Annotated in this window: 1 pseudogene; it reads left to right on the top strand. The window is 44.1% G+C overall.

The annotated features are described in order from the left end of the window. Positions 1–234: 234 nt before the first annotated feature. A pseudogene (locus ACTHUM_RS19555) lies at positions 235–460 on the top strand (YdcF family protein); the annotation flags it as partial.

Below are 460 nucleotides of genomic sequence, written 5' to 3'. Positions count from 1 at the left end.
ATCATATTCCCGGACTATGCATTAATGTCATTCCCAATTTAAATAATATCCGATGACGAAAAGCCATAAAAATATTTGTCGACAACAAAATTCGTACTTGGACGGATAGAAACAATCGGTTACTAAAAAAATATAACTGAACGGCTGTATGAATTTCGTAAAATCTTAAGAACAAGCGGAACCTGCCCGTACAGCAGCGTTCCAATTATTTTCATCATTTTAGTTAGGATTCGGATGTTCAAAAAAGCCCTTGTTTTTATATTGGTTTTATTCTTTACTGCCGCGCTTTTGCCGCTGTGGATCATGTGGCACGATTTTTGGGTGTCGCGGCTGGATGCGGATACGGTGCGTCCGGCGGATGCTGCGGTTGTGCTTTCGACCCGTGCTTATGAAAGGGGTCGTCTGAATCCTTGTTTGGTGGCGCGCGTTGAAGCGGCTGTCGAGCTGTATCGTGCCGGCA

Source organism: Neisseria sp. P0021.S006 (assembly GCF_051956895.1).
Note: the sequence above shows the minus strand (reverse complement) of the source record. Positions and strands in the feature narration are given on the sequence as shown.